The sequence below is a fragment of the Streptomyces sp. SP18CS02 genome, from assembly GCF_036322365.1.
Classification (GTDB): Bacteria; Actinomycetota; Actinomycetes; order Streptomycetales; family Streptomycetaceae; genus Streptomyces.
On sequence record NZ_JAQYXC010000178.1, the window covers coordinates 1 to 408 of the forward strand.

Consider the following 408-nt stretch of genomic DNA (forward strand, 5'->3'; position numbering starts at 1 on the left):
CGCACTCCTGCGGCACGTACTTGGGATACCTCTGTGGAACCGTCGCTGGCTGGTGTAGCGGTGTGGGTGTTTGCCGGGTCACCGGGTGCGGAACCGGCGGTCGAGGTGGCGGGCGACATACACGCCCGGGCCGCCGAAGCCGACGATGTCGACGCGGCCGTCGCCGGTGATGTCGGCGAGGAAGCGGGGGTGGCGGTCGACCCGCCAGGCGCCTGCGGCGTCGTGGTAGCCGAAGCCGCAGCAGACCCGTTGGGCCTGCTCGAACTGGCCGTCGCCGGTGTTGTGCGACACCCAGACGCCTTCATCGCCGAAGCCGACGATGTCCGGCTTGCCGTCGCCGGTGACGTCGGCGAGACACCTGAGGTGCTTGCCGCTGGACCATCCCTGGGCGGTCCCGAAGTCGTTGAG

At 70.1% G+C, this 408-nt stretch carries 1 protein-coding gene; it reads right to left on the minus strand.

Annotation, left to right across the window (positions count from 1 at the left end):
* Positions 1-78 precede the first annotated feature (78 nt).
* On the minus strand, positions 79-408 hold a 330-nt coding region (locus PUR26_RS01965), incomplete at its 5' end, for an FG-GAP repeat domain-containing protein (RefSeq protein ID WP_329868527.1).